5 protein-coding genes are annotated in these 2,490 nt (G+C 72.1%); all 5 read right to left on the reverse strand.

Annotated features, from left to right (window positions below; genetic code table 11):
• Nucleotides 1–270, reverse strand: a 270-nt coding sequence (locus tag CC117_RS10055; protein WP_131803047.1) for a hypothetical protein, incomplete at its 3' end; no start/stop codon positions are given.
• Nucleotides 267–791 (reverse strand): hypothetical protein, encoded by a 525-nt coding sequence (locus CC117_RS10060; protein WP_071083481.1) that lies wholly within the window; start codon nt 789–791, stop codon nt 267–269. The genes CC117_RS10055 and CC117_RS10060, both read right to left, overlap by 4 nt.
• Nucleotides 784–1,206 carry a hypothetical protein gene (locus tag CC117_RS10065; RefSeq protein ID WP_071083482.1) on the reverse strand — a complete coding sequence of 141 codons (423 nt, stop codon included), beginning with the start codon at nt 1,204–1,206 and terminating at the stop codon, nt 784–786. Before CC117_RS10065 ends, CC117_RS10060 begins: the two co-directional genes overlap by 8 nt.
• Complete coding sequence (locus tag CC117_RS10070; RefSeq protein ID WP_131803048.1) at nt 1,206–1,913, reverse strand: hypothetical protein; 708 nt, start codon at nt 1,911–1,913, stop codon at nt 1,206–1,208. Before CC117_RS10070 ends, CC117_RS10065 begins: the two co-directional genes overlap by 1 nt.
• Nucleotides 1,913–2,490: PKD domain-containing protein (locus tag CC117_RS10075; RefSeq protein WP_206744815.1), on the reverse strand; the 578-nt coding region annotated here is incomplete at its 5' end. The genes CC117_RS10075 and CC117_RS10070, both read right to left, overlap by 1 nt.

Consider the following 2,490-nt stretch of genomic DNA (forward strand, 5'->3'; position numbering starts at 1 on the left):
CATGGTCGGCAGATCGTTGGAGCCGTCCTGCACGAGCCGCTTGACGATCGTGTAGCGGAGGTTCGGGCGCCCGCCGGGACCGCCGCCAATGTGGCCGAGGCGGACCTGGCGCTGCGCGGCGTCCTGCACCAGCTGCCCGCGGCGCACCAGTTCGCGGACGACCATGYCCTGCGGGGACCGTTCGAGGCGGGCCAGTGCCTGGTTGTCCCAGGTGACCTGCAGCTCGGCGGAGTCGTTCAGCCGGTAGGTGCGGTCGGGCGGGCGGGTCACGTGGACACCACCGCCTGGAGGACGCCGACGACGGCGACGGCGGCGCCCTGTGGTCCGACAGTCTGGGTGCGCCCGACGGTGACGGTGCTGCCGCGTGGCRCCCACCCGCCCGCGCCCGCGCTGYCGTTGCGGATGTGTTCGAGCGCCCGGTGYAGCACGTCGAGGTCACGCAGGTTCGTCTGCCCGTCGACCTGGATCTGGGCGGGCGTCGGGGCGACGCCGCTGTCGTCTTGGGTGGYGGCGCGTCGCAGGATCGTGACCGCGAACTGGGCGAACCGCTGGGGTTGCCACAGGTTGCGGGGGGCGTTCTGCTGGTCGTCTCCGGGCTGGCCGGGGCTGATGTAGTCGACGTTGACCATGACGGCCTCACGGACCCCGCCGCTCGGGTCTTCGTCGAAGGCCAGCGCTCCGGAGTCGCCGGGTGCCACGTAGCGGACCGACGGGAGTGCCGCGTCCTGCTCGCCGAAGAAGGCGACGACCCGGTCCATCAGGTCGACGGCCATCGCGTACGGCTCAGCCATCGACGATCTTCCGCAGCTTGGTCAGCAGGGAGGTCCGCGGGTCGTCGCGGGCCTCTTCGACGGCGATGGCCGCCCGGGCCCGCTCGGGGGAGGCTTCGACCCAGTTGAGGACGTCGGGCATGGCGCCGCGGGGTACCTCGTCGAGGTCGACGTCCTCGCCGCTGTCGTCGCTGTCGTCGACGGTGGGCGGGGTTTTCGACTCAGGCTCGGCCGGACGCCGGTCACGCCCCCACCGCTGCCGGTGGTCGTCGATCGTCGGGGCGACATGGGCGCGGGCTTGGACGTCGAGCTGCCAGCGTTCCATCTCGCCCATCCGCTCGCGTTCGGCGAGGCGGCGGGCCAGCTCGTCGGCGGTGGCGCCGTAGTGGGCGAGCACTTCGAGCTCGCCGTAGGACTCCGGGAATGTCAGGGACATCAGACCCTCCTCCGTCGGGGCAGGTCAGGTGAGAACACGGCGGGCCGGGCCCGCTGCCGGGACGGGTTGACCGCGGCGATGAACCGGTCGACCTCGGGGACGCCGGTGCGGCCCTGRTCCAGGTAGGTCGCCGGGTCGACGAGGGTCATGGACACGCCCTGTCGGGTGATGTTGGTGAGCCGGCGTGGTAGCGCAGTGGTAGCGCCCGGGGTGCGTTCCTTGGCGAGTTCGGCGGCGAGCCGGGATGCGGCGGAGACGCCGAGCGCTGGCGGTTCGGCGCCGTGGACGGCGGCGACGGACCAGGTGCCAGCCTCGGTGTCGGCAAGGTGGAGCCACTGGTCGGAGGGCCAGATCAGCCCGTCGGTGCGGACGAGCCACCGCCGGTCGTCGAGCCGGTAGTCGCCGGCCCCGAGGGTTTCGCCGTCGACCTTGACCTCGATGACCGTGTGGATGGGGTAGAGCTGCAGGTCGATGCCACCCCACCCACCGGAGCCGTTGTGGGGCCGGACGGTGCTGGTGCAGATACCGGGGTACTGCCGGCCGGACAGGATGTAGAGCAGCGCGGATGCGTCGACGCAGGCAGCGGCGAGCGTCTCCGGGGTGATCGTGACGTCAGCCATGTCGGGCCGGGCGGCGACGGTGGCCGCGTCCACCCATGGGGAGCACAGGCCCGACGGGGTCGGGGTGGGGCCGGCGGGGACGGGCATCAGGACCACACCCCTGACAGGGCGACGCGGATCTGCCGCCAGGTCCACGACCCGCCGCTGGCGTGATACCGGCCGCCGGGGAGGACGACGGAGATGGTGACCGTGTCCTGCAGCGAGGTGTCGCCGCCGTTGTCGGTGACGATCAGCCCGAACGTGTAGCTGCCCACGGCTGTCGGCGTGAATGTCGGCTGTGCGGCGCTCGCCGACGACAGGGTTACCGCCGGGCCGGACACCTGGGTCCAGGCGTAGGCGGCGATGGTGCCGTCAGGGTCCGAGCTGCCGGTGCCGTCCAAGGTGACCGGGCTGTCGACGATGCCGAGCTGGTCGGGTCCGGCGTTGGCGGTCGGCGGGGCGTTGCTGGACTCGCGTAGCCGTAGGAGTGCGACCGCTCCGGGTGCGGAGGTGCCGAGCGTGAACGTGATCGTCGCCGCGCCGGAGGATGTTCCGGCTGTGACGGCCGCGTCGTACACAGCCATCCGCCGGTCGTCGCCACCGGCCGCGTGGCCGATGTCGACACGTTCGGTCCAGGTGCCGATGGTGGTGCCGGGCACGGTCGTGCTGCCGGAAGCGACGTTGA

The organism is Parafrankia colletiae (assembly GCF_001854655.1).
Taxonomy (GTDB): Bacteria; Actinomycetota; Actinomycetes; order Frankiales; family Frankiaceae; genus Parafrankia; species Parafrankia colletiae.